We start from the raw sequence: 26,051 nt of genomic DNA, 5'->3' as shown, positions 1-26,051 counted from the left end.
AAACAAGCGATATGTCCACGGACGGTACCAGGTACCTACAGTAGAATAGAACTATGCAAGAGTATCCTCAAGTTGCTGACGGAGTATGAATTTTTGTAGTTTCCCGCTTGCGTTTCTTGGAAGGACATCACAAAAAATATAATTTCTTGGCCGTTTATAATTTGCTAGTTCGTCGCTGTTTTTGCAGTACTCATCAAGCTCTTCAGCGGTAACAGCTGGATCCTTCTTCACAACAAAGGCTGTAACCGTTTCGCCCCATTTATCATCTGGCTGGCCAATGACAGCAACATCTAACACCCCGCCATGAGCATATAGTACATCCTCTACCTCACGAGGATAGATGTTTTCACCACCAGAAATAATCATATCGTCGACACGGTCCTTCACCCACAGATAGCCCTCATCATCAAGACTGCCAATATCTCCAGAATGGTACCAGCCTTTATACATCGCATTTGCTGTCGCTTCCTCACGGTTGAAATAGCCACTCATCATACACGGTCCTTTAACGATGATCTCCCCTGTTTCTCCTATAGGAACGATATCATCTGGATCAGACGGACCATTTTCATTTGGTCGAACAACACGTATTTCATGATTCAAGCATGGTTGCCCAACTGAGCCAGCTTTACGGATTTGATCATTTTCAGATAAGAATGTTATTGCTGGACCCATCTCAGTCATGCCGTAGGCTTGCACAAGTTGTACCCCGAGCTTATTTTGGCAGGAAAAGACTAATGCTGGTGCCATCGGCGCTGCCCCATAGAGACCATATTTCAGGCTTTCAATATTATAGGCACTTAAGTCCTCTTGTAAAATCATGTTCCACATTGTCGGTGCACCAAAAAACTTTGTGATTTTTTCTTGCTCAATTAAACGTAATACTTCTTTTGGATCAAAGTGATGAAGAATAACACTTTTAGCTCCAACATGAACCCTTGGTAAAAAGGCACAATGCAATTCTGCGCAGTGGAACATTGGCGCCATGACAAGTCCCACTTCTTCTGGTTCAACCTTTGTTGCCGCAACGACAATTAAGCTTTGCTCAGCCATATCTCGATGACGGTGGATGACCCCTTTCGGCCTACCTGTTGTCCCGCTTGTGTACATAATGGCATAAGTATCATTTTCGTCAATTTCAGCATTAATTTCAGCATTGGGTGCTGCGGCTACCTTTTCTTTATAGCTAGCTGCATAGGCTGGCGTCTTGTCATCGATACACCAGAAAGCCGTTCCCTCAAAGCGATTATGAAGAGGCTCAATCGCTGAGGATAGAAGATTTTCAAAGAGTACGACCTTTGGCTCCGCATCTGCTAAAATAAAGGCGACCTCTTCTGACATCAAACGAAAGTTAATTGGATTAAAAACGGCTCCGATTTTTGCACAAGCAAAAAAGGTTGTTGCGAGCTCTTCTGTATTAAACAAATACGTAGACACTCGGTCTCCTTTTTGGACCCCTTCTTGCAAAAGAGCATTGGCCAGCTTCTCAACTTCAATACTCCACTCCTTATACGTATAACGAAGATTTTTTCGAACATCATAAAGAGCTTCTTTATTCGGATACTTTGCCACAGTTAAATCAAAAATTTTCCCAAGCGTCGTCGTCATTTCATTTCCTCCTCAATTAGAAGTTCCTCTGACTGACCGGCAGTATAAATAGTTGTGTTTCCTACTATAATCCGAGATTTTTCGCAATAATCGTCTTCATGATTTCATTCGTTCCTGCATATATACTGGCCACAGGTATATCTCGATAACGTCTTGCAATCTCATACTCTTCCATGTAACCGTAGCCCCCATGAAGCTGCATGCATTCTGTTGCGATTTTTCTAGCAGTTTCTGTAAGCTTCCACTTTGCCATCGAAACCTTTGTTACGACCTCTTCTTTATTCATATGTTCAGCAATCAATTGGTCAAGAAATGCCCGTCCCATCTCGATTTCCGTTGCCATTTCAGCCATCTTAAATTGTGTATTTTGGAATTTACTAATCGGGTTCCCAAACGCTTCCCTGCTTTTCACATAGCTCATAGTCATTTCGAACATTTTTTCAGCAGCAGCTTGAGCCGCAATCGCGACGAGCAATCGTTCTTGTTGAAGCTTTTCCATTAAATACTGGAATCCTTTGCCCTCTTCTCCGAGTAAATTTTCCTTTGGAACCTTTGCATCTTCAAAAATGAGCTCAGCGGTATCCTGGCAATGGAGACCTACCTTGTTTAATTTTCGCCCACGAGTAAAGCCAGCTGTCTCCCTCTCGACAACTAGAAGGCTTACACCTTTATGCTTCGGTGTCGCTTTTGGGTCTGTTTTACAAGCAACAATCACTAGGTCTGCATGAATGCCATTGGTGATAAATGTTTTCTGCCCATTCAGCACATAATGATCCCCATCTAGAATCGCTGTCGTCTGAATGTTGGCAAGGTCAGATCCTGCACCTGGTTCAGTCATTGCAATGGCAGTAATCGTTTCTCCCGTAACACATTTCGGAAGCCAGCGATTCTTTTGCTCCTCTGTCCCAAATGCAGTAATATACGGAATTACGATGTCGCTGTGAAGACCAATTCCAACAAGTCCGGAACCAACCCGTTCAAGCTCCTCGTTAATAACCACTGAGAAGCCCCAATCAACACCACTACCACCATATTGCTCATCCACATCCGGACATAAATAACCTTGTGCCCCCATCTTTTCCCAGAATGCTCGAGGAATAATTCGGTCTTCTTCCCACTTTTCATAATAAGGGTATGCTTCTTTTTCAAGGAACTTCCTTAATGCTTTTCGAAAAATTTCATGCTCATCCTGCAAATATAGATGCTTCATCCTCAGTTCCTCTCTTTCTATTGGTGAAAACGTTTACTAAATCTACCCTTATTTTATTATATCTATCAAATATTTTGAATACTTTTATTTTTTAAACTTTTAGTTAATTTTTCACAAAAAATAAAGCACTAATCCTTAACCAAAGGATTAATGCTTTTCATCAATGTATTATTTATTTAATATAGTCTTCATTGTCGAAACGACATTTTCTACTGTGAATCCATATTCCTTCATTAGTTGGTCCCCTGGTGCAGAAGCTCCAAATTGATCAATGGCAATGATATCCCCTTCAAGACCAGTATACTTATGCCATCCGGTAGAAGAGCCCATTTCAACTGCTAATCTCTTTGTAAGAGAAGGTGGGAGAACTGCTTCCTTATATTCTCTGGATTGTTTTTCAAAGAGATTCCAGCTAGGCATAGATACGACATTAACAAAGATATTTTCTTTTTCTAATTCTTTTTGCGCCTCAATTGCTAGAGAAACTTCAGAACCAGATGCGAGAATCAAGCATTCTGCATCATTGCTAGCTTCAGAGACGACATAGGCACCTTTTTTAACACCATCATAGATCGTTTCCGAATCCAGATTAATAATCGGTAAGTCTTGACGTGTTAAAACAAGTGCTGTTGGCTCGTCTTTGCTTTCAATCGAAAGTCGCCATGCTGCTGCTGTTTCGTTCGCGTCTGCTGGACGAATAACAGAAAGATTAGGCATTGTGCGAAGGGAAGCCAATTGTTCAATTGGTTCATGAGTTGGGCCATCTTCTCCAACCGCAATGCTATCATGGGTAAATACGTACGTTACAGGAAGCTTCATCAGAGCAGCTAAACGAATAGCTGGTCGAACATAATCAGAGAATACAAAGAAGGTTGCTCCAAATACTTGTAGTCCGCCATGAAGTGCTATCCCGTTCATTGCCGCACCCATCGCGAATTCCCGAACACCAAACCAGATATTTTTACCAGAATAATTGCTTGCAGAAAAATCGCCTTGGTCCTTCATATAAGTCTTATTTGATGAAGCTAGGTCAGCAGACCCTCCAAAGACGGTAGGAAGATTGTTGACAATAGTATTTAATACTTCCCCAGAAGCTGAACGTGTAGCGATTTTTGCATCACCAGCGTAAACCGGGATAGCCTTCTTCCAATCGCTTGGTAATTCTCCATTCAATCCCTTTTCAAATTGCTCGGCTAAATCTGGATATGACTTTTTGTATTCGGCAAAAAGTGCATTCCATTCTTGTTCCTTTTCTGCACCTTCTGCTTTTAACTGACTAAAATGATTAGCAACTTCTCCAGGAACATAAAACTCCTCTTCATAGTTCCAACCATAATTTGCTTTCGTTTGCTCTGCTTCACTTTTACCAAGTGGAGCTCCGTGAGATGCCGATTTCCCGCTCTTATTTGGAGAACCAAAGCCAATTGTTGTCTTCACCTCAATCAGAGTAGGCTGCTCGAGATTTTGTTTTGCTTTTTCTAAAGCATTTGCTAACTCTACAATATCGTTCCCATTCTCTACACGAATGACTTCCCAGCCGTACGCCTTATAGCGATTTTCTACACTTTCAGAGAATGATAGATTTAGTTCTCCATCTAATGAAATATCATTTGAATCATATAACACGATTAATCTACCTAAATTCAAGTGTCCTGCTAATGAAGCTGCTTCAGCAGATACACCCTCCATTAAGTCCCCATCACCACAAATACTGTAGGTAAAATGATCCACTACATCATACTTGTCACGATTATAAGTAGCAGCTAAGTGACGCTCTGCCATCGCCATTCCTACTGCCATTGCTACACCTTGACCAAGAGGACCTGTAGTTGCTTCAACACCCGGTGTATGCCCGAACTCTGGATGACCTGGTGTTCTACTTCCCCACTGACGGAAATTCTTCAAATCTTCTATTTTTACATCGTATCCGAAAAGATGCAGTAGGCTGTACAATAGCATCGAACCATGTCCTGCTGATAGCACAAAACGGTCACGGTTCGCCCATTTTGGATTTGCTGGATTATGATTCATAAATTGACTCCATAATGTGTAAGCCATTGGCGCAGCACCCATCGGCATGCCTGGATGACCTGAATTAGCCTTTTCAATAGCATCAATGGACAGTGTGCGAATGGTATTAATTGATAGTTGTTCAATTGCAGTTCTTATTTCTGTTGGATTCATAATCATTCTCCTTCTCTTAACTTCAGATATTTTCAATCTCAACTTGATGATCTTTAACTACTAAGCAAGCCGATTGTCTCTCTTCTTCCATCCAACGAATCACTTGTTGAGCCAGCTTCATCGCTAATACTCTGTCTAAAGCTGTCGGATAAGGACCTAAGCATTGTGATTCATCAAAATGGTTCCATTTAAAATCGATATCGAGTTTTTGCGCTAGCTTCTCCTGAACTTCCTCTGGATCAAGTGCTTCATTTATGACCAAAATGGAATAGGTTGTGCCAGCCTTATATTTTTCATCTAGACGATTGGTAAGTTCATCCCAAAACTTCTCATCTGGTTGATAGATTGAATCTCCATCTATCGCCGTCGCTACATCCTTTAATAAGGAATTCGAAGTGTTTCCTGGAATTTGGGCACAAAATACTCTTAATTTCCCATACTTTAAGGAATCAATTGTATCTCTGATTTTAAGTATATTATTTACAACTACGTTTAAAGCAGTGTCATAGCCCAGTGTGTAATGAGATCCTTCAAAATCATTTAAGATCGAAATGGGAACTGACAGAACACTACCCTTCGAGTGTTCCTCCAAATAATTTACTTGTTGTCTACTACCACCTAAAACGATGATGGAATCAAACTGTTGCAAAGTCGCATGAATGTCTTCATTCAAAGCATCAGGTAAAATCCCAATTCTAATATGTTCCCATTCTCCTATTGCGTCTTTTTTAAACTCAGATACACCATACTTTTTTGATTCTTGGTCAAAATGAACGTTTGCGATCTTAATGTCTCTTCTTATACAGTTTGCAACTAATTTTTGCATGATAACTTTGCTACCAAATGAAAGATAGCCAAAATGAATAATTCCTACTTGCATGAAAATGTTCTCCTTTCTTGAAGGAAATTTGGATAGAAAAAAGCCCCTTTAGGTGTCAGTGTTGGCACACGTTTTAGGAGCTTATTTAGGGAAACGTTTACATCAACTGTTGAATATGAACCATTTCTACAGTTTTCAGCTATTTGTATGTGATAGTTGGTTATTCATAAATTCCAACACTTCATTAATATAAGGCAATGATGGAATCGCACCTTCTCGAGTTACCGCGATTGCTCCAACAGCATTGGCAAATTGAACGACTTCATCAAGTGGTTTTCCGATTGTTACTCCAACAGCGAGTGCTCCATTAAAAGAATCACCTGCAGCAACAGTATCAATTGGTTTTACAGTATATCCAGGAATATGCTGTGTTCCAGTTGCATTGACAATGAGTGCCCCTTTATCAGCTAACGTGACGATTACATTTTTTACACCTTTTGCCAAAAGCACCTTTGCAGCAGCTTCTGCAGATTCTAATGAATCTACCTTAATACCTGTTAAGATTTCTGCCTCAGTTTCATTTGGTGTTAAATAAGTAACCTTTTCAAGTAATTCATCATCTAGCTTTTGAGCTGGTGCAGGATTTAAAATGACTGGCACATCATACATGTCAGCATAAGCTACAGCCTGCTTTGTCATACCAAAATCCATTTCCAACTGAACTACTAAAATACTAGACTGTTTAATCAAATCTTGAATTCTATCTAAATCATTGACAAGATATTGTCTATTTGCACCAGGAACTACAACGATGCGATTGTTCCCATTTTCTTCTAATGTAATTGAACCTACCCCTGTTGGATGCGTTAAATCACGTTCAATATGCTTTGTATCAATATTCTCTTTTTTTAATGTATGGAGGAATTCATCTCCAAAGTTGTCCGAACCAACTTTTCCAACCATCGTGACCTTCCCACCAAGTCTTGCTGCGGCAACTGCCTGATTGGCTCCCTTACCACCAGGAAATCTTGAAAAGCTATTTCCGATAATTGTTTCCCCATTTTCCGGTGCTCGAGGTGTGCGTACTACTAAATCCATCATAAAACTGCCAATTACTAAAATATCCACTGACATCTACTTCCTTCTATTTTGATTTTTCTTATAGCTGCGCCTCTATTTTCCACCTAGAACTTGCTGATTCATTCGTTAAATAACTTTTGAATGAATCAGCTTTTTAACACTCTAAAAATTATTTCTTATTACCTGTGAACAATTGTGGTTTAAATTGTTCATGTACTGGGGCCTTAATGTTATTTTGTAAGCGTCCAAGTATAATTTCACCAGTTTTAACTCCCATTTCATAAGGAGATTGGAAAACACTTATGATTCCAGAGGATCTTAAGAATTGCGCTGCTTCTACTTCACCGTACGATGCTATCACGACATCATCCGGAATTTTAAAACCATTCTTGATCAATTGCAGTATTGCTCCAAAAGTCATCATGTTATTAAAAGATATGATTGCAGTTGGTCGATCCTCTAACTTCATAAAATGGTTAACTGCCTTTATCCCATCTTCTTCAGTAAAGTTACCATAATAAATATATTCTGGGTTTTCTTCTATGCAATGCTCTTCCATCGCAAGCTTAAAGCCCTCATATCTCTCAATACCTGTACTTACTTTAATAGAACCATTGATAACACCTATTTTTGTGTGACCCTGTTCGATTAAATGTTTTGTAAGTTGATAAGCAGCACAAGTATTATCTTCATCCACAAGATCAAGCTCAATAGCAGAATTTCTCAGCTTTCTGTCAATGAGAATAATAGGTATTCCCGCTTCACTTATCTTCTTTATCATCTCCTCATTCTCTTCTGTAGTTGCTAATACAATCGCATCTACTCTCTTTTCAAATAAAACCTGAAGCATTTCCTTTTCTTTGCTAACCTTTTCATCACTGCTTACAAATATCAGATTGTATCCACTTTCATGAATTGTATCTTCAATACCTCTACATATCTTCATAAAATATGAGTTCGATATATCGGGTATGATTACACCAATGGTATTTGTTCGATGAATTTTCAAGCTTCTGGCTACCGCATTCGGTTGATAGTTTAATTGCTTAGCTACTCTTAAAACTTTTTCCTTTACCTCTTGACTTGCATAGCCACTATTATTAATAACCCTTGATACAGTTGCTATAGAAAGTCCGGTTTCCCTAGCAATATCCTTAATTGTTGCGTTAGACAAAAAATCACATCCTAAAGTACTTTTTTCAACTTATACAAATTATACCTTAAATCGTTACTGAAAACGCTTAACTAATGCTCAGAAATTTACTTTTAGGATATTCACTTTTGTGTATACGTTTACTTGTTATAAAAAAAATAAAATGCCTCAACTTGTGTAAACGTTTACTGTTTAAACAAAAAATAAAAGGATATTCAGATTTATCAAGATGTGTAAACGTTTAACTAAATTATATGCAAATCATTCTCACATTGCAACACTTTAATGAAAATTTTTAGAACATAGCGAAAGACTTTTTTCATAAATATTGTTAATTATCTTTCGAAAAAATGACTTCCTTTCTTATTGGTTATGGTCCGATATAACTAGAAAAGAGCAGCCATTACGGCTACTCTCTCTACAAACTCTATTTCCAAACTCTCTTATTTTCAACTCTAGTTGTATATCCTTTAGCATCAAGCGTCTCTAAGAATGGAATCATGAGTTTTCGGGAAAGACCGAGAATTTCCTTGGCATCTCCTACTTCAAACTCCGTTCCTGTACCAGCTTGCAGTTTTGCCACTGCCCCTCGGAAAATATCCCCGTGCCAATAATATTGAGAATCGAGAGATACAATCTGGCCATCTTCTTCTAAAAACTTCTTCAAATCGATGACAACAGCGTCAGGAATTCCTGATGCAGCTAAATAATCTTGAAAATACTGGACCATCATCTCATCAGACTTTAATTTTTCCAGCATATTCTCAGTCCGGGTTTTCCAATTTTTCGGAACATGAGGTTCGAATTCTCCAATTGTGATAAATTGTGCTTTTCTTTTGAATGTCCCCTTCTGAATTGCTTCCTCTATCACGAAATCAAGAAGCAATTTAGGATAAAGCTTTGCTTGTTCTTGAATGAGTTCACCTTTATTTAATCCTTGCTTCATCGGAAATTCCGTATGGTAATCACGTAAACGGTTATACAAATCCTCTTCATTCATCTCAATAAGTGCTCTTAATGTGTATTCCTTCCCATTAATTAAAACGAAGTCTTCACTGTTTAACTCCTCTATCAAAACATCTCTATCGAGTGAAGTTCGAGTAATCAAGTCATCCAATGACAAACTTTTTGCTTCCATTAATGCCGCTACAATTTGTTCCCCTGGCGTTCCGACCTTCTTCATTTCCAACTCCGCAATCGTTTTATCACCAAAACGATACTTTTGCCCTTTTGGATCAATCACCCAGCCGCCACCTATTGTCTCCTGCGGACTTGGTCTTCTTAAAATGAATCGGTCTCCTCGCTTTGCTACAATTTCCTCATCTAAGCGAATTTGACAAAGAATTTCTCCGTTTTCTTCCTTTAATTCATTCCGATCGAAGAAAACAATTCTCCCCATTACTTCAGCCGTTCCGAGATGGCACTTAATCGGCATCCGTTGTTTTACCATATAATCCAAATCTTCAACAACGCGAATGGCTACATCAATTGTATTTGTTACATTGAAATGCTCTGAGGACACAAGCACATCCCCGCGCTCAAGCTCTTCTTTTGCAATTCCAGCTAAGTTGATTGCTGCTCTCTGTCCAGCAAAGGCTTCTTTTGCAGGCTTGTGGTGAACTTGGATCTGTCTTGCTTTTACTTCAAGTCCCTTAGGCATAATTGTTAAAGTTTGTCCCTCTTCAACCCTGCCTTCATATACTGTCCCTCTCACTACCGTTCCTTGTCCTTTTACCGTAAACACTTGGTCAATCGGAAGTCGAAAAGCACCTTTCACATCACGCGTTTCCTGTTCTTTTAATGTATGTATGATCAATTCCTTCAGGTCTTCGATCCCTTTGTGAGAAAGACTATCCACTACGACAAGTGGAGCATCTTCAAATACAGTTCCTGTAAGTTCCTCACGTATATCTTCCTTTACAAGACCCATGAATTCTTCCTCAACCCGATCGATTTTAGAGATGGCGACGATTCCACTCTTAATTCCAAGGAATCCGAGAATATCTAGATGCTCTCTCGTCTGTGGCATCACACCTTCGTCTGCAGCTACAACTAGAACGACTAGATCTATTCCCGCCACCCCAGCGATCATTTGCCGAATAAAGCGTTCATGACCTGGTACATCAACAACTGATATTTGTATCTCTTCATCCTCATATAATGGAGCAAATCCTAATTCTATCGAGATTTGCCGTTCTTTCTCTTCCTTTAATCGGTCTGTATCTACATTGGTTAACGCTTTTGTTAACGTAGTCTTTCCATGATCAATATGACCGGCCATTCCAATTGTAAAATATCTTTTCATCCTTTACCGACACTTCCTTTGATGTTACCCATTTACTGTTTTCGGATATTCTGTGTTAAAATCCTACTACCGTTGGCCAGCGGCCGATTTTAACATAGAAATAACCATTTTGTGCATCGCATCTGAGTTTTCAAGCTCTTGTCTCTTTGATTGATCATTTTTGCATCAACATCAACAAAAATTCGAGAAAAGAGCCTACTATTTTTACTGTATCTTGAAAAACAGTATCTTTCAAGGAAGAAGAACGATTTCACGATTTGTTCACTTATCTCGATTTCTCGTAGTGAGCGATGACTGATGTAATAAAATGCAGCGTATCCCATTCATGATTAGAAAATTGAATAATCGGATGCCTACTCGGTAACAGCTTTTCTTTTATCTCCTCGATCGTCAAACCTTGATTGAAAAGATGAATAATCTCTCCACTCTTATTTTCCATATAGTCCAACTTCTTTTTCAACATTTCTTTGCCGTTTGCAACATAACCTGCATGACAGCAATATATTTCAGCAAAATCATAAGTCAGTACTTTTCTTATCGATTCCATGATTACAGGCACGCTCTCAAAACTTAACAAGAGCTTTGGTCTCGGTGTTACATACAAATCTCCTGAAAAAAGTACACCAGTATTCTGATTCAGATAGGCCAAGTGATCAAAAGCATGTCCTGGAATATGAATGGCTTCCCACTTGTAGCTTCTTGATTGAAAGGTGTTCGTGATCGGCTCTGCTTGAAATGCCTTTCGTTCACCCCATACAATTTTTCGATATAATGGATATTCTGCATTAATGCTGCATAAGTCTACCGCCAATGGATGGATGAAAATCGGCACTTCCTTATGATCTTGTATCCATTTTGCTCCACCAGTATGATCCTCGTGATGATGTGTGACGATCACTTTCTCAAAATCATTTGTTTCAAAAAATGGGATCAACTCTGGTAGTAATGAGCCTGGCCCTGTGTCGACCAGTAGACCGTCTACTAAAAAAACATAAACATCCATTGAGCCTTGCTGAGTTGTTCCTTTGACACAAGTAACGTCATTAATTTCAGTAATTTCTATCATTCTATATCCCCTTTTTCAATTCATTATTTTAAAATTTTCGATAAACAGTGTTGAAACCCTTCATTTTATGAATAGGGACAGTAAATAAAGAAAAATATAAATAAAAAAAGGAGAATGTTTATGAAAAAATTACTGATATGTCTTATGCTTTTATCTGTACCTTTTGCTTTCAGTGTATATACTTCAGACGTTGCTAATGCAGCAGAAGATTATGCAAAATGGGGAAAAGTTGCGATGCAGAAAACCCAGGAGAAATATCCTGCAGCAAAAATCAAAGACTATAAGCACATCGGCCGTGTTCATGGGACAAACACAACCGTTGAAAAGTTTAAGCTATGGCTAAAAGAGAATAATAAAGAATTCGGCGTCCTTATTAATATTGAGTTTGACAAAAAGACGGAGCGTATCGTTGAAATAACTTTCCGAGAAGTTCCGAGATAATTACAAATCAACCGATAATCGAATCATATCGACACACTGAATCCCGTTTTCCATGATGAGCTCTGGATAGTTGCGAAGAAAAAAATCGCGTTTAATCCCAGAAATTCTAAACCCACATTTTTGATAAAGAGCAAGCTGGCCAATACTCGAATTGCCTGTTCCAATTTCAATTCTTTTGTAGCCAGCTTGCTTTATTCTATTCATCGCATCAAGAATAAGCTGTTTTCCTAGACCTTTCCCTTGGAATTCCTCTCTTACAGCTATATTCATAATTTCCACGGTACCTTCTCCTAATGAAACGAATACATAAACGCCTACTACAATTCCTCCATGCTCAGCGATGTATGTTTCCCCTCTAGTTATATATTTTTGGATCATTTCTTCCGATGGATCGGCCAATAAAAGTAAGTCCATTGGGATGCTATCTTGATGACTCAATTGTCTAATTTCCACTACTATACTCCTTCTTTTAAAAAAGTTTTAATCTCTTTACGATTTTTTAAGACAATCACTTTTTTATCGTAGTTTTGAAAACGTTCGGCCATTTTTCGCTTACGAGGAAAATAAGTTGTCAGGATAAATTTGATAAAGGCCCAATCGATTTTTTCCGGACACCCTACCGTCATATCGCTCCGAGTTTTTCCATGATATATGATCCGTCTCTTAAGAACACGATAGAGGCAAACATATAGAGGAAGCTCCAAATAAATAAGCGTGTCTGCCTTTTCTACACGCACTTGAAATGTATCTGTATAATTCCCTTCGATAATCCATTCTTTGTCATCAATGATTTGTTCTTGAGCATGTACAAGCTCATCTCTTGATGCCTCAATCCAATTTGGTTTCCAATAGAATGTATCTAAGTGGTGGACTTTGATATTTAGTTTTTCCCCTAAGCTCTTCGCAAAAGTAGATTTTCCCACACCTGCAGATACTCCAATGACCATAATTCGTTTCATTTTTTCGCTCCTCTCCAAGGAAGATACAGAACCCAAAATAATAACAACGCAATGCATTCCAATACTAAGATGTAATATGGATAAGGACCTAAGTAATCAAGTAATGACAGGTTTGAAGGTTTACTAGCTAAGAACATATAATTTCCACCAGTCAGTTTGTTCGCCAAAAAAGCAAATCCTGCTGCTATATTGAGGAAAGCAAATGCCTGCCATAACCCTTTTCTAGTAATTCGAAATTCTTTTACAAAAGCATAAAATAGCGCCACCCAAATAATCAGCATATGGGTAATGAAAAACTGAAAGAATCGGAAGTGAGGAAAACCTACAAAAAGTTCTGGAGTAACTAAAGCTTGGATGGCCCCTGCTATTCCTAGAAAGTAGACAACTTGAAAAAGAAATTTTGAATCTGTTATAAGGAGTATGAGACAGAGAAGTAGACTTATCGAACAGAGCTGTAGTGGCAGTGTAAAAGAGATTTCCCACGCCTTTCCACTAAATAGCCAAATATGATAAAACAATTCTAATATAAATAAACCACTGAACATAATTACCTTCATTGGCTTCTCCAATGATTTCAGAGGTTTTCGATATACATATAATAGTACACTTCCAGTAACAAATACGAGGAGCATTACCAGGTGCATAACTGAAAATAATTGAAATGGATAAAGATCATATTGATGACCGAATAATTGCGTCAATCCCCCACCACCTCCGTACAAAAAGGTATCTTCATTATAAGGGAAATACCTTCTAATTTGAACAATATTTTAATTTTTCGAAAATAACATAACAGGAGTACACCCTTGCGATAAGAGTGTACTCCTTTTCATCAACCGTTCAATAGATGAAATTCTGTTGTACTTCCAATTTGCGTTGCTGTTACTTCAAGTCTCGCATCAATTCGTTCTCTTAGTTCTGGCACATGTGAAATAATCCCAACAAGACGGCCGCTACTTTGAATATCGATTAATGCTTCAATGGCTTGGTCCAATGACTCGGGATCAAGTGTTCCGAAGCCCTCGTCAATGAACATCGTTTCGAGTGATACGCCACCTGCATAATTTTGCACGACATCAGCAAGACCTAGTGCAAGGGATAAGGCTGCCTTAAAGCTTTCCCCACCAGACAATGTTTTAACATGTCTCTCTTGACCTGTATATTGGTCAAAAACGAGCAGCTCTAGACCACTTTGTGCATTCCCCTTTGCTCGGTCTTTTTTACGATGCATGCTATATCTTCCACTCGTCATCTTTAATAAACGACCGTTTGCCTCAAGGAGAATATCATCTAAAAATGCCGCTAGCACATAGCGTTCAAATGTGATCTTCGACGCATTTTGTCCTCGCGCGATATCATACAGCTCACCGACCAGATTATAGCGCTCTTCCAGATTCTTCATCTCTTCATTAATCCGCAAAATCGAATCGCGAATTTCCTCATTGTCTCTTTTCTTGATTAAGAGATTTGTATACGTATTGTTCAGTGCTGTGATTTGTTCCTGTACTTCATGTAAGGCAAGTTTTAGCCCTTCCATATCTGGAATTTGGACATCCTTTAATGCTTCACTCAATTCCTGATATCTATCCGTTACAGATCTTAACTCTTGACCATACTCACGTATCTCTCGTCCGAGCTGTTCAATCTCGCCTGCTGATTTTTTCGCAGCATCAAATTGTTTATAATCACTAAAACCTTGTGCCTTCATTTGCTCAACAAAGGCATCTCTTTCTACGTCGAGCTCTTTCTCTTTATCTTCAGCATGTTTTCGTACTGTTAAAAGTCCAGATTCTTCAGAAGCAAATCGCTCCTTTGTCTCCTGGAATGCCCGACTCGTTTGTTCAAACCTTTGCTGAAGCAGATCCTGATGCTGTATGGCAGCCTGTAGCTTTTCTTCAAATTTGCGATAATCACGTAACTCTTCTGGAATACGGACTTTCAATCCTTCTAGCTTTGTTCTATTTTCAGTAAAAGTAAGTGAAGCTTCGTTGACAGTGCCGTTTAGCGCAACAACCGTATTTGCGATAGTCTCTTTTTGTTCCAAAGTGGCTTCCAGCTCTTTTGTAATTTTTGCGAGCTTTTGCTTATTTTCGCTTAACTTCAATTGTTCTAGCTGTAAAACCTTTCGATCATCCAGCAACTGATTTTTGAGCGGTTCGACCATATTCTCAGAAAAATCATTGCGGACTTTAACGATATCAGAAAGCAAATCCTCTATTGTATCCCGCATCGTATTTGTCCTAGACTGGATCTCAAGAAAGGCTGACTCAGCTGCCGTCTTCTCTTGCTCTAGTGAAACAACCTGTTCCTTCGCTGCCTTTAAATCTTCTTCATTAGGAAGATCTGTCCCGCTTCCAGCAGCAGGATTAGGATGAGTCGTAGATCCACATACCGGGCAAGCTTCTCCATCATGAAGCTGACTCGCTAAATTTGCCGCTTGTCCATGAAGCCATCTATTATCTAATTCTGTCACTAAAAGCTTTGCATCCTCTAAGCGCGCTTGGGTCTGTCCAAAGATCCCTTTTTTCGTCTCGAGTAATGACGTATTCTCTTTGTAACGGACTTGCTGCTCTTCGTATTTCGTTAACAACGTCAATTCGTTCTCAAGTTTGTCTAGCTTGCGGTCATTCTCCAGCAATAGAAGATCTGTTTTTTCTAAGGAACTCTTCTCCTCTTGCAAAAGCTTTAGCTTTTCATCCAGCAATTTCAGACGTTCTTCTTCAGTACTATGCTGTTGTTTCAATTGATTTAACTTATTCTCAAGCTTCAGAACTTCTTGTTCAAGAAGCGCGAAGGATTTTACTTCTTCTTTTATTTGATTAAGGGAATGAATCGCTTCCTGTGCAACTTTTCTTTCCCCTTCTCTGTCCTTTTCCTTTAGCCAAGCCTCTTCTCTTTGCTGTAATAGAATTCTCAACTCAGCCATGCGCACTTCTCGAATTTCTGCATCCTTCAATAAAGCTTTCTTTTCATTGCTTAATCGATGGCATAACTCATCCTGTTTTGCGAGCAATGCTGCTTTATTTGCTAGATCAATGACTCTTTCTTTCGTCGCAATATTATCTTTTTGTCCTTCAAGCTCTATTTTTCGTGCACCAAGTTCATCTCTTGATTTTATATTTTTTAAAATAATTTCTGCATCGTAAAGCTTTTGCGATAGTAGTTCTTTGTCTTTCGTCTTATCGTTTACTTCCTTACTCACCGCTTCTAGCTGTTCTTTCATTTGTTCAATTTCATCTTCTAAAAGCGGAAAAATAAGAACATCATTTTCGCTTCCATTCACTAAATAGTCTTGTAGCTCCTCGTTGTAAAGGGCCGTGATTTTACGAATAAGGAGATTTCTGTCCTCCATTTGCTTCTCCACAGATTTCTTTAAAGCAGTTGCTTCTTCCTTTAATTTTTCTTCAACCCGCTTATAAATCTCTGTGTGGAACAAACGCTGTAGAATCGCTTCTTTTTCTTTACTATCAGAGGTTAAAAGCTTGCGAAACTCCCCTTGTGGAATCATCAGGATTTGGCGAAATTGATTGCTATCGATGAGCATGATTTCCTTGATTTTTTCTTCCACATCTCTGACATTCGCAGCAAGGAGCTGTTGTTCCCCATGCTCGTCAAATTGATAAAGCTCAGCTGTTGCACCAACTGTGCGGTATCCATCGCCGCGCTCTTTCTTTTTGTCCTGCTGGGGTGAACGTTTGATGAAGTAGCTTTTTCCACGAAGGCTAAATTGGAGAGAGACCTCTGTGTTCAGATCATCACTTGCAAACTGACTTCTTAATTCTGGCCCATTTCGATCCTCGCCACTGGCTTTCCCGTAGATAGCATAGCTAATCCCGTCAAAAATTGTTGTCTTCCCTGCACCTGTCTTACCTGAAATGACAAACATTGTCCGATTTCCAAGGGAAGCGAAATCGATCACCTCTGTTCCTGCATAAGGGCCGAATGCCTGCATGGTTAGTTTAATCGGTCTCATTTTTGCACCTCCTCAACTAAAACCTTCTCAATGACATCAGCCATAACTCCTTTTTTCTCTACAGTAAATTCCGCTGTTGTCATCTCTTGATAAAACTGCTCAAACAAATCGATTTCCGATTTCTTTTCTTCTCTCTTTACAGAATAACTCTGCTTTTTCTCCATATCTGTGAGGAGAATTTTCCGCTCCAAATGGAGAACATTTGGATATACCTGACGTAGCTTATTAATGGGGTCAATAAGAGCACCTTCATCATGTAAAGTAATTTTTAAGTAATCGTCTACCTTCTCTTTTTCATAAAAGCTTGGATCTAATAGCTCCTCCAAATGCCCTTCAAGCTCACGCATATCTTGCTTTGGAGTCAAGGAATGATAGCGAACCTGGAAAGTCCCATCCTCATTCATTTCAACAATCGAAACGGATTTTCGTTGTTTCGCTTCAGAGAACGAGTATTTTAATAGAGACCCTGAATAAAAGATTTTGTCATGCTTGATCGCATCAGAACTATGAAGATGTCCGAGAGCTGTATAGGAAAATGGTGCAAAAAGGTCGTGGCTCACACAACCAGAACCTCCTACAGATAGAGTTCTTTCTGAATCAGAGGTATTTCCTCCTAATACGGAGGCATGTCCCACGAACACATTCGGTTCATTCGGATTAAGATTTTCCTCAATTTTTCCGATGATAGCCTTCATTGCTTCCTGATGAGAATGAAGCGTTTCTTCCTTTAAAAGCTGCCGCACCATCCCAGGCTCTGCGTAAGGTACTAAATAGAAATTAACACCATTCAATCGGACAGGCTGAAAATCATTTTGTAGCTTTCCAGTTAAATAGAAATGACTGTTGCGATACCAGGAGCTCCCAAAGGAAAGTCTTTCTGCACTATCGTGATTACCTGCTATTGCGACAATCGGCGTTTTTAGTTCAACGTTAATTTTATATAGAATTTCATCTAAAAGTTCAACAGCATCTGTCGGCGGGACAGAACGGTCATATAAATCACCGGCAATGACAACAGCATCCGGTTTTTCTTCTTCTACTAATTTCACAAACTGATTTAGGACCTCTCGTTGATCCTCTGTCATATAAATCCCATGAACGAGCTTTCCCAAATGCCAATCGGCAGTATGAATAAATTTCATTGCCTTCACCTCAATATTTCATTTCATTCTATTATTATAGCAGTTTGGGATTTCAAAATGGGTTACAAAAATAGGAAACTAATCGATCAAAAAACAGCCCAAACCTTTGGTTTGAGCTGTTCCGTCAATTCGCTATTATAGTTTTACTACGTTAGCCGCTTGTGGCCCACGAGCTCCTTCAACAACTTCGAAGGAAACTTCTTGACCTTCTTCTAATGTTTTGAATCCTTCTGATTGGATTGCTGAGTAATGTACGAATACATCATTTCCATCTTCTGATTCAATAAATCCGAATCCTTTTTCTGCGTTAAACCATTTTACTTTACCGTTTTTCATTAAAACAAATCCTCCTATTTGGCACTAGTGCCTTTGCAAAATTCACCATTGACAACGCATTGCATGTTCTTACATTACCCGAGTCATTTCATAACTGTTTTATAAAATGGACCCTTTCCAAACATTTGGAACAAGTGTCTTGCAGAATTCTAACACGGTTGAACGGCTGATATTAATATAACATTATCAGTCTATTCTGTCAATCAGAAAACTTCCGACAAACGCCTATATATCAATGTTTAAAGCTGTCGAAACCTGACAAAATTACTCGAAAAAAGTTATTCTTATGAGACTTTTTTGGACCTAGCTCGTTGATTTCCACTCCAGGCACTCGCTTTCCGCGGGGAAGTCGGTATGCCTCCTCGGTGCTTACTGCACCTGTGGGGTCATACCTGACTATCACTTCCCGCAGGAGTCTCGTACCTTCCGCTCCAATCAACTTAGTAATAACAATAATATTTGTCTCCCCTAAAAATATTTTGAGAGTTTTAAAGTCACATTTCATCAAATAATGATTCAAGGTAAGCGGAGTTTGTTTAATCTTTTAGTCGTTCCGGTAGACCTTGGATGGATTGTACGACTACGTCTAGTTTTGCTTCGATTCGGTGAAGCAAATAAAGAGTGACAACAATTGGAAAGCCGACCTCACTGATAAAAGGAATCAGTTGTTCCACTTTTATTCCCCCCTTTCCTGAAAAATAATAAGGAGCCAGATACAATTACTTCCGGCCCCCATTCCGCATTAAATCTCGTATTCTGTTACATTACGATCAATTAATCTTGCACCCTTTGCAGCTACAAGCTTTCCTTTTGCGCTGTAGAAAGCTTCAGATGCTACAACTTCGTCCATAGCTGCTTTTACTGCCACTGGATCAATCGGTTCTTTCGGTGCCTCTAAAGTTATCGTTGTTTGCCCGATTTCTGTTACAAATTGCATTTCTAATTGCTTAGCCATAGTATTTCACCTCCTATTCCATTAAATCTTCATTTTATTAACCAAGAATTTCAAAGTTGTCAGCACGTTCTACGCCTACAAGAGGATATTCACATAACCCTCCTAGAGCACGTGCAGCTTGTGAAAGCTGATCTGCTGTTGAATCCTTGCGAATGTTGCTGTACGTCTTAGTCTTGTAAACTGGTTCTCCCTTTTCGTTTAGGCCAGTTTCAAATAGAAGACGTAGCTTTGAATCCATAATCATCGCTTCTGCCATCTTACTCACCTCCCTTCACCTTTTATATATAAAGATTGAAGGAAAATGGACATGCCTATAAAAACTTTTTTAGCATACAAGCAGAAGAGCATCTATTTTCATAAGATAAACTATCAATCGAAAAGGAGGGATTTAGATGGAGTTGATTAATTTTTTAAATGAAAATTATTATGTATTAGTCCCCGTACTCTGGGTGATTGGCTACGCATTAAAGCAAACACCTAAAATCCCCGATTGGACCATTATTTGGTTTCTACTTGGCATCTCACTCGTAATCGGAACAATTGCCTTCGGTTTTTCCATAGATGGCATTTTTAACGGTATAATTGCTGCCGGCGTAGCCGTACTAGGACATCAAATGTTTAAGCAAACCGTAGGAATTCGGAACAATACAAAAAAAGAAGAAAAACAACCAAAATAGAGACTATGGTTTAATTTGTCATAAATCTTGGTATTGCTAGTTTTATGCGATATTATGAATCATCTACCTCACCCTGTCGAATTCCCCATCGGCAGGGATTTTTTATGTAGATTGATTTATAATAGTGGAAAAAGGATGTGATTAGATGTGCGGAAGATTTACATTAACCGATGAAATCGTTCAATTACAAGCCTATTTTGACTTTGATTATTATGAAGAAACGACACCTAGATACAACATCGCACCAGGACAAAACATTCTTACCGTTGTTTCTGATGGAAGGAAGCGAATAGGCCAAAATATGAAATGGGGACTGGTCCCTTATTGGGCAGATGATGAAAAAATCGGCTACAAAATGATCAATGCTAGAGGAGAAACGATTGAATCAAAACCAAGCTTTAAGCATGGCTTTAAACGAAGAAGATGCCTGATTCTAGCTGATGGTTTTTATGAATGGAAAAAAACAGAGGATGGGAAGCTGCCCTTCCGCTTTGTGATGAAGGATCGTAAACCTTTTGCTTTTGCAGGAATATGGGAAACATGGTCAAAGGGTGAGAAACCACTTATCACATGCACAATCATTACGACGGGGCCAAATGAAGTCACGAAGGATGTGCATGATCGTATGCCAGTCATTTTACCACCTCATACATATGAAACATGGTTAGATCCAAGACAACAAGACATTGAAGTACTTAAGGAGTTCATCACTCCCTATCCTGCTGATGAAATGGAAAAATACCCTGTTTCAACATTAGTCAACTCTGCTAAAAATGAAATATCAGAGTTGATTGTACCGATTAATAGCTTTTAAAAAAGAAGGGATCATTTCCCTTCTTTTTTAACATTACTAGGCTTTGGTTGGTCTCCATCGACAATACTTCCTAATACCTCACGATTTGTGCTACTCGCATCTTTCCCAATACTTGGTGCAATATTTGACATCGGTAGCTGCTCAATCTCTTTTCCTCGTGGCATCTCAACACCTCCTACAAAAAAATCTATCGAGAATAAATGTTAGGTTTCGCAGATTTTGTCCATCCTATGAATAGTTATTTTACTTAAAAGGAGAATTCGCATGGACATGTTTGAAAATGAATTTTCAACTTTGGAAAAAGCGTTAGAATATGCGGGCAAAAATGAAGAAAAAGCGGTGATTACGCATGACCATAAGATGTACTATGTCGTCGATTGTCAGTCGGTTAAGGATTATGTACGCTTAGGATATGAACATATCTAGATTGCATAAATTCATTCATTTGAACTAATACTAGTCATGAGGGTCTTGTAGCTCAACGGTAGAGCAACCAGCAGTAGTGTCAATTTAGACACTTGCTCTGAGTATTTAGCAGGTTCAATTCCTGCCAAGTCCCTCACTCTTTTTTTCCTCCCACAACATTTCCTCCCTTTAACTTTTCTAACAGTAAATGGTATATTTATAGATAATAGTTCTACTTCGGAGAAATTCATCTTGAGAATAAAAGAAAGATAGATAAGGGGAATTTTATGAAGATAAGAAAATGGATATGGGGAATCGGAATCGTTATAGCTTTAGGGCTTATGGTTGGTTTAGATGGCTATAAAGCGCATAAAGAAGAGCAACCTCCAATTCCGCACGTCACAGTTGGTAGTACTAAAGTGAATGTAACACTTGGCGAATTCAAATGGAATGGTGAATTGATGAATGAGCAAGAACAAACCGAGATAGTAGCTAATGCGAAAACAACCAATGTCAATCCAGTTGAGGATTTTAAGATTGAATTTAATGGAGAACAGCCTACATACGTTCGAGTATTAATGCTGGACCCACTTTCAGTTGATGAATTCCCTTTTTTTGAAGGAAATTCTACAAAAGATCAAATCATTTACTTACCTAATGATCCTGGATTCCAAGCTTATAAAATTAAGGCCAACTTTAAAGACGGGAAAAAAGGTACTTATTATGTCGCACTAGAAAAAGAACAGGTCGTTTCTTATCAAACTCTTTTAAGTGAGGATTCTTACAGTTACTCTATTTTATATGTTTCTGAAAATGAAAATGAATATGTAGACTTTTTTGCAACATTACCACTCGGAAATGGTGGCGTCCCTATTTCAGGAATGAGAACGTCCGACATTAATTCTGCACAGCAGCAGTATCCAGAGCTGAATATAACTAAAGCTCCAAGTTTCTATATATTTAATGAAAAAGAGGTTATTTTTCAGTCAAACAATTCTGACGAGATTATCGAGTACTTCGCCTCTAAATTTGAGCCTTTTGAAATCGAGAACTTTGGTCCAGTTATGAAAATTGACCGAGTGAATAAGATTGTTAATGATGGTGGACACGAGTTTTATACAGAAGATATTGAAAATCTTAAGTTAGGGCAAGAAGTCCATATGAAAGTCAAATTTAATCATATGACTGATCCAACACAAACAGAAGTTCAAACATTAACAGTCGAATTAGAACCACCTGAGGAACTACTAGATGAGCAATGGAAACCGACAAGTCCTGATAAATATTCGGTTCTTGGAATTGGGGATGGGGCTTTCTTAGATCCTTTATCAAATCCCAAATTTACGGACCAATTTCCTGACGTTGAAGTCAAATTTCATACTGGTGATTTATACCCTCTTGGCTATACCTTTGTTGTATTCAACCAAGAAGAAGCTATATTTGCAACCTACAATTATGAAGAATTGGTCAAATATCTCGAGGAACATCCGCTAAAATGAAACTAGAAAAGGAGGCAGCCATATATGCTGTCTCCTTTCATTTCTATAACTTTTTATCAACTTCTGATGTATCAACGTTTGCTCCGAACCAGTCTGTAAGCTTCGCTTTTGCTTTTTGTTTAACCTCATCATCTATATGCATTGCTACTTGAATAAGAGCAACGCCAAGAGCACCAAGATCATCTGTAAATCCAATTCCTACAGCAAAATCAGGAATTAAATCAACCGGGAGGATAAAATAGCCAAGTGCAGCTAGAATCGTTATTCTTGCTTTCTTCGGTAGGTCCGGTTTTTGTAATGTATAGAACAGTAAGAGAACTGTGTACACTACAGAGTGCCCTGCTTTGACTGCGAACTTCTTCAATTTTGTCCAGAATTTATCCTCAGAATAATGCTTTTCCATGCTATCCATCTATAGACTCCCCTTTCACTATATCTTTATTATATCGCACAGGAGTTAAATTTACTGATGTGCAAAAATTCCTAATCGGAAAAAACTTTCAATGCTTCATACTTTTTTCCTCGATATTGGTAATTCTGTTTCTTGTACATTTCTCTTGGTGTATCTTCACCATCAGCTACCAAAATGACTGTTTTATCGGAAAACTCATTCATAACAAATTGCTGGAGTTGTGTTCCAATCCCCTTTTTCTGATACGAGTCTAATACAACCAAACCATCAATTTCTGCCGTATTCTTTCCAATAATAATATCAACGGTTCCCGCAGGTACATTGTCGTAATAGGCAATGAGCTGAAGAAATCTCTCATCATTCAAATTCCGCTCATGCATATCTCTCTTTCCGATTGCGAATGCTTCACCAAACTTGGAATCCACTTCAAAATTTAATTGGGCAAAATCCTGCCAATTTTCTTCTGTTACCTTTTGCACATTTATTTTTGCAGTAACAGGCGCTAATGGAAATTTCCTAGGCTCGATCACATACAATTCCACAAATCCGATATCAAAGCCTGAGCTCTTCATCGTATGTAACAATTCATCAGGAATCACTTCATTTTCAGGAAAAAGAAATTTCACATGATTCTGTCCATTTTTCACATGGAATTCTCTTAAATACTCAAATGCTCGAAGCCATTCGTCTATCCGAGGCATTCTCTTAAACTGCAGAAAATTCCCAGAATAGTAGACTAGCAATTCTTCAGTATGATAGTGTCTGATTAACTCATCCTCAAATACTACGCGTCCACGATAGAATATATTCTTAAATGTAATTGCATCCATAATCTAGTTCTCCTTATCTTCGCTGTTTTCCAATTATACCATTTATTTAGAATACTTAATACGAATAACCACTTTTCTGGAAAAATCGAGTGGCTGTAGCAGGAAAGAGAAAAACATGTCCCCCATTGTTCATGAAGGACACGTTTTCTTACAGTTCATCTTTCTTAATATCTGAGTTTTGCTCAAGCTTAGTTGATATTTCCTTTAATATAACATTTCGTTCTCTTTGCGCTTTAATTAAGCTTACTGCGAACCAAATCGAGAATCCAATTGCCGCTAGATACAAAAACATCATCAAGATTGGAAAAAATGAAAATACACCCATATTTGACTTTCCCCTTTTTATAAATTTCGCCCTTAAGAAGTTTTTTGTCTGTCTAGGCTAAAAAATTTCAATCTATGTTTCTCATAAAATCCTGCATTCAGATACACCTTTAAAGCTGCTTGATTATCCGATTTTACACTTAAAGTAATTTCCTTAATCGTTTTGAATGACGAAAAAAATTCAAGACACTTTTTTAGTAGTTGAGTTCCTACTCCCTTCTTTCTTGCCGTCGATGAAACTGCAAGAAAATGAATGTCTCCTTCACCAAACTCTGGAGTCACTTCACAAAAAACATAGCCATAAAATTGCTGTTGTTCCACAGCAATAAAGAGTTTCTGCTCTTCACCTTGTCTACTTATAATTTCTTCAGCAGAAAAATAGGTGTTAGGAAATTCTTGCTCATGCAGAGCTTTAAACTCTTTAATATAGTCATCTTGCATTTCGTTTATTGTAATAGTTGTTGATTGATTCAAGGAAACATTTCTAGAGGGAATCGTCATGAACGAATGCTCCCCTTCAAACTTAGCTCCTTGCAGTTCCATGAACCATTTTCCAGCAAGGTTTTCTACATTATAAAATCCATATATTCTCCTCAAAGGGAACAGAAAGTTTTTCAACATAGTGTCCCACAAAAGATTAGCAACTTCTTGCCAATTGTTATTTGAAATAAACGGACCCCAAAGTTCCGCTTCTGTTGAATCTTTATCGTAATCTAAGCCGAGGACACCTATTAGACTTTCTCCCTCATAGGCACAAAGGAACGATTCCTCAAATGCAAGATCAGAAAAATCATTTAATAAAGTGTGTTCAATCTCAACCGCCTCAGTCCCACAATAACCTATATGATGCTTTGACTGGCTGTTCATCTCGGAAATGAACCTCGAAATCTCACTTATATCATTTGAGCTTCGAACCTTAAACATAATTCCCCCTCCTTTCCTTCATTTCAAAAATGTATATGTCTGGTATCTCTACCTAATAATACTATTTGACTCTTCGAATTGAACAGCAAAAGTTTAAGTTGACATGAAACCAAAAGGTGTTATATGATGCGAACATAAAACCAAATGGTTTCATTTTTAATAAGAAAGAAGGAATACAAAATGGAAATTGTACAAGATATTAAACAAACTATCCTCATTGAGGCCCCTATCGAAAAAGTATGGGCAAAGGTTTCTACAGCAGAAGGGATTGGCACTTGGTTTATGCGAAGTGATTTTGCATTAGAAGAAGGTCATGAATTTCATATTCAGTCCCCTTTTGGTCCATCTCCTTGTAAAGTGCTAGAAGTAGACAAACCACATTTAATTAAATTTGCCTGGGACACAGATGGATGGGTTGTTTCATTTCTTTTAAAAGAAGTAGGAGAACATACAGAATTCACTGTGATTCATGGTGGTTGGAAAACTCCAGATGCAGTTGTTCCAAAAGCTGGTGAAGATGCTTCAGTTATCCGTGATCGCATGAATGGCGGTTGGGTTGGTATCGTTAATAAACTTAAAACGGTTGTGGAGAACTAAGTGAACGCTGCGAAACATGATGTCTTTCAAGCGATTGCCGATCCGACACGGCGAGATGTTCTTAAATTACTAGCCCATAAGGAATTACCGATTTCGGAAATCAGTTCCCATTTCCCAATCAGTCGCACTGCTGTAGCCAAGCATCTTCATATTCTTTCAGAAGCAAAGCTCGTGAGTGGACGAAAAGTTGGAAGAGAAAAAATTTATCAACTCCGTCCTGAACCACTAAAGGAATTAAAAGATTGGCTAGCTTTTTACGAACAGTTCTGGAGCAATAGGCTATCAATTTTGAAGCATGTGGTTGAGAATGAGGAAAAATAGAAACATCGCTTGGGCA

Annotated in this window: 29 protein-coding genes and 1 tRNA gene; 8 read left to right on the top strand and 22 right to left on the bottom strand. The window is 38.5% G+C overall.

All coding sequences use genetic code 11. The features are described 5' to 3' along the window. Positions 1-51: 51 nt before the first annotated feature. From FAR12_RS03530 to FAR12_RS03495, 8 genes are all read right to left on the bottom strand, one after another. Entirely contained in the window at positions 52-1,608 is a 1,557-nt protein-coding gene (locus tag FAR12_RS03530) for a fatty acid--CoA ligase (RefSeq protein WP_126406304.1), read from the bottom strand. A gap of 64 nt (positions 1,609-1,672) precedes the next feature. Beyond that, complete coding sequence (locus FAR12_RS03525; protein ID WP_126406301.1) at positions 1,673-2,818, bottom strand: acyl-CoA dehydrogenase family protein; 1,146 nt, start codon at positions 2,816-2,818, stop codon at positions 1,673-1,675. Positions 2,819-2,986: 168 nt separating this feature from the next. After that, positions 2,987-5,002: a transketolase gene (gene tkt / locus FAR12_RS03520; protein ID WP_170972073.1), complete on the bottom strand. Its 2,016-nt coding sequence runs from the start codon at positions 5,000-5,002 to the stop codon at positions 2,987-2,989. Between the two features lie 22 nt (positions 5,003-5,024). After that, positions 5,025-5,882 carry a 6-phosphofructokinase gene (locus FAR12_RS03515; RefSeq protein ID WP_126406298.1) on the bottom strand — a complete coding sequence of 286 codons (858 nt, stop codon included), beginning with the start codon at positions 5,880-5,882 and terminating at the stop codon, positions 5,025-5,027. Between the two features lie 135 nt (positions 5,883-6,017). After that, positions 6,018-6,956, bottom strand: coding sequence for a ribokinase (rbsK, locus tag FAR12_RS03510; protein WP_126406296.1), 939 nt, complete (start codon positions 6,954-6,956; stop codon positions 6,018-6,020). 115 nt (positions 6,957-7,071) lie between these two features. Beyond that, a complete protein-coding gene (locus FAR12_RS03505; RefSeq protein ID WP_126406293.1) occupies positions 7,072-8,076 on the bottom strand; it encodes a LacI family DNA-binding transcriptional regulator in 1,005 nt (334 codons plus the stop codon). 406 nt (positions 8,077-8,482) lie between these two features. Then, complete coding sequence (selB, locus tag FAR12_RS03500) at positions 8,483-10,360, bottom strand: selenocysteine-specific translation elongation factor (RefSeq protein ID WP_126406290.1); 1,878 nt, start codon at positions 10,358-10,360, stop codon at positions 8,483-8,485. A 265-nt stretch (positions 10,361-10,625) separates the two neighbouring features. Further along, a complete protein-coding gene (locus FAR12_RS03495) occupies positions 10,626-11,426 on the bottom strand; it encodes an MBL fold metallo-hydrolase (RefSeq protein WP_126406287.1) in 801 nt (266 codons plus the stop codon). A gap of 120 nt (positions 11,427-11,546) precedes the next feature. Here FAR12_RS03495 and FAR12_RS03490 point away from each other — a divergent pair, with 120 nt between their 5' ends. Continuing rightward, the gene (locus FAR12_RS03490; RefSeq protein WP_126406284.1) at positions 11,547-11,867 is read left to right on the top strand and encodes a DUF3889 domain-containing protein; all 321 of its coding nucleotides are present in this window, start codon (positions 11,547-11,549) and stop codon (positions 11,865-11,867) included. On the opposite strand, the gene FAR12_RS03485 is transcribed toward FAR12_RS03490, so the two are convergent. The 9 genes from FAR12_RS03485 to FAR12_RS03445 form a co-directional block, all read right to left on the bottom strand. After that, positions 11,868-12,320 (bottom strand): GNAT family N-acetyltransferase, encoded by a 453-nt coding sequence (locus FAR12_RS03485; RefSeq protein WP_126406281.1) that lies wholly within the window; start codon positions 12,318-12,320, stop codon positions 11,868-11,870. It lies immediately after the preceding gene. A 2-nt stretch (positions 12,321-12,322) separates the two neighbouring features. Continuing rightward, positions 12,323-12,826, bottom strand: coding sequence for a P-loop NTPase family protein (locus FAR12_RS03480; RefSeq protein ID WP_126406278.1), 504 nt, complete (start codon positions 12,824-12,826; stop codon positions 12,323-12,325). Continuing rightward, positions 12,823-13,527, bottom strand: coding sequence for a YwaF family protein (locus tag FAR12_RS03475; RefSeq protein WP_126406275.1), 705 nt, complete (start codon positions 13,525-13,527; stop codon positions 12,823-12,825). Before FAR12_RS03475 ends, FAR12_RS03480 begins: the two co-directional genes overlap by 4 nt. A 131-nt stretch (positions 13,528-13,658) precedes the next feature. After that, complete coding sequence (locus FAR12_RS03470) at positions 13,659-16,799, bottom strand: AAA family ATPase (RefSeq protein WP_126406272.1); 3,141 nt, start codon at positions 16,797-16,799, stop codon at positions 13,659-13,661. Beyond that, positions 16,796-17,941: an exonuclease SbcCD subunit D gene (locus FAR12_RS03465; RefSeq protein ID WP_126406269.1), complete on the bottom strand. Its 1,146-nt coding sequence runs from the start codon at positions 17,939-17,941 to the stop codon at positions 16,796-16,798. Before FAR12_RS03465 ends, FAR12_RS03470 begins: the two co-directional genes overlap by 4 nt. A gap of 135 nt (positions 17,942-18,076) precedes the next feature. Then, a complete protein-coding gene (locus tag FAR12_RS03460; protein WP_019152604.1) occupies positions 18,077-18,277 on the bottom strand; it encodes a cold-shock protein in 201 nt (66 codons plus the stop codon). A 536-nt stretch (positions 18,278-18,813) separates the two neighbouring features. Further along, positions 18,814-18,951 carry a YvrJ family protein gene (locus tag FAR12_RS03455; RefSeq protein WP_126406266.1) on the bottom strand — a complete coding sequence of 46 codons (138 nt, stop codon included), beginning with the start codon at positions 18,949-18,951 and terminating at the stop codon, positions 18,814-18,816. 68 nt (positions 18,952-19,019) lie between these two features. Further along, complete coding sequence (locus FAR12_RS03450) at positions 19,020-19,232, bottom strand: DUF2922 domain-containing protein (protein ID WP_126406263.1); 213 nt, start codon at positions 19,230-19,232, stop codon at positions 19,020-19,022. 37 nt (positions 19,233-19,269) lie between these two features. After that, positions 19,270-19,488, bottom strand: a complete 219-nt coding sequence (locus FAR12_RS03445; RefSeq protein WP_126406260.1) for a DUF1659 domain-containing protein — start codon at positions 19,486-19,488, stop codon at positions 19,270-19,272. A 136-nt stretch (positions 19,489-19,624) separates the two neighbouring features. On the opposite strand from FAR12_RS03445, the gene FAR12_RS03440 reads away from it, so the two are divergent. Both FAR12_RS03440 and FAR12_RS03435 read left to right on the top strand, forming a co-directional pair. Continuing rightward, positions 19,625-19,909 carry a phage holin family protein gene (locus FAR12_RS03440; RefSeq protein ID WP_126406257.1) on the top strand — a complete coding sequence of 95 codons (285 nt, stop codon included), beginning with the start codon at positions 19,625-19,627 and terminating at the stop codon, positions 19,907-19,909. Positions 19,910-20,054: 145 nt separating this feature from the next. Continuing rightward, positions 20,055-20,723, top strand: coding sequence for an SOS response-associated peptidase (locus FAR12_RS03435; protein ID WP_126406254.1), 669 nt, complete (start codon positions 20,055-20,057; stop codon positions 20,721-20,723). Positions 20,724-20,734: 11 nt separating this feature from the next. Here the strand turns inward: FAR12_RS03435 and FAR12_RS23255 are convergent, their stop codons facing one another. Beyond that, the gene (locus tag FAR12_RS23255; protein ID WP_170972072.1) at positions 20,735-20,887 is read right to left on the bottom strand and encodes a hypothetical protein; all 153 of its coding nucleotides are present in this window, start codon (positions 20,885-20,887) and stop codon (positions 20,735-20,737) included. A 100-nt stretch (positions 20,888-20,987) separates the two neighbouring features. Here FAR12_RS23255 and FAR12_RS23250 point away from each other — a divergent pair, with 100 nt between their 5' ends. The 3 genes from FAR12_RS23250 to FAR12_RS03430 all read left to right on the top strand — a co-directional run bounded on the left by FAR12_RS23250 (position 20,988) and on the right by FAR12_RS03430 (position 22,627). After that, positions 20,988-21,149, top strand: coding sequence for a hypothetical protein (locus FAR12_RS23250; RefSeq protein ID WP_170972071.1), 162 nt, complete (start codon positions 20,988-20,990; stop codon positions 21,147-21,149). A 40-nt stretch (positions 21,150-21,189) separates the two neighbouring features. Next, a tRNA-OTHER gene (locus tag FAR12_RS23245) sits at positions 21,190-21,283 on the top strand. 132 nt (positions 21,284-21,415) lie between these two features. After that, positions 21,416-22,627: a hypothetical protein gene (locus FAR12_RS03430; RefSeq protein ID WP_126406251.1), complete on the top strand. Its 1,212-nt coding sequence runs from the start codon at positions 21,416-21,418 to the stop codon at positions 22,625-22,627. Positions 22,628-22,670: 43 nt separating this feature from the next. Here the strand turns inward: FAR12_RS03430 and FAR12_RS03425 are convergent, their stop codons facing one another. The 4 genes from FAR12_RS03425 to FAR12_RS03415 all read right to left on the bottom strand — a co-directional run bounded on the left by FAR12_RS03425 (position 22,671) and on the right by FAR12_RS03415 (position 25,117). After that, positions 22,671-23,039: a YkvA family protein gene (locus FAR12_RS03425; protein ID WP_126406248.1), complete on the bottom strand. Its 369-nt coding sequence runs from the start codon at positions 23,037-23,039 to the stop codon at positions 22,671-22,673. A 71-nt stretch (positions 23,040-23,110) separates the two neighbouring features. Beyond that, complete coding sequence (locus FAR12_RS03420) at positions 23,111-23,869, bottom strand: GNAT family N-acetyltransferase (RefSeq protein WP_126406245.1); 759 nt, start codon at positions 23,867-23,869, stop codon at positions 23,111-23,113. 148 nt (positions 23,870-24,017) lie between these two features. Beyond that, a complete protein-coding gene (locus FAR12_RS23240) occupies positions 24,018-24,194 on the bottom strand; it encodes a hypothetical protein (RefSeq protein WP_170972070.1) in 177 nt (58 codons plus the stop codon). 32 nt (positions 24,195-24,226) lie between these two features. After that, positions 24,227-25,117, bottom strand: coding sequence for a GNAT family N-acetyltransferase (locus tag FAR12_RS03415; protein ID WP_126406242.1), 891 nt, complete (start codon positions 25,115-25,117; stop codon positions 24,227-24,229). Positions 25,118-25,297: 180 nt separating this feature from the next. On the opposite strand from FAR12_RS03415, the gene FAR12_RS03410 reads away from it, so the two are divergent. Beyond that, positions 25,298-25,714 (top strand): SRPBCC family protein, encoded by a 417-nt coding sequence (locus tag FAR12_RS03410; protein ID WP_126406240.1) that lies wholly within the window; start codon positions 25,298-25,300, stop codon positions 25,712-25,714. Then, entirely contained in the window at positions 25,715-26,035 is a 321-nt protein-coding gene (locus FAR12_RS03405; RefSeq protein ID WP_126406235.1) for an ArsR/SmtB family transcription factor, read from the top strand. Positions 26,036-26,051 lie beyond the last annotated feature (16 nt).

The sequence above is a fragment of the Bacillus yapensis genome, assembly GCF_005280205.1.
Classification (GTDB): Bacteria; Bacillota; Bacilli; order Bacillales; family Cytobacillaceae; genus Robertmurraya; species Robertmurraya yapensis.
This window is presented reverse-complemented; position numbering and strand designations above follow the sequence as displayed.